Source organism: Gordonia sp. DT219, assembly GCF_049847065.1.
Lineage (GTDB): Bacteria > Actinomycetota > Actinomycetes > Mycobacteriales > Mycobacteriaceae > Gordonia.
The window spans coordinates 1-206 of record NZ_JBNCNR010000146.1; the positions used below are offsets into that span (position 1 = coordinate 1).

Annotated in this window: 1 protein-coding gene; it reads right to left on the minus strand. The window is 65.5% G+C overall.

Annotated features, from left to right (window positions below):
* The coding region (locus tag ACPXB3_RS22780; RefSeq protein ID WP_425729923.1) for an HNH endonuclease at positions 1 to 206 on the minus strand (206 nt) is incomplete at both ends.

Genomic DNA, 206 nt, shown 5'->3' on the forward strand with positions numbered 1-206 from the left:
TCGAGGCGTAGGGTGCGTCGGTGGTAGGCGGGAAGTGGTCGGCGGTGTGGGTCGATCGTGGCGGGTGGGATCAGCCACGGATGCCGATCGAATCCCATGATCACTTCCCACCCGTGATGATGCACATCGTCGTGGCAGTTGGTGCACAGTAGGCAGCCGTTGTCGAGGTCGGTGGCGCCGCCGTCGGCCCAATGGGCGAGGTGGTG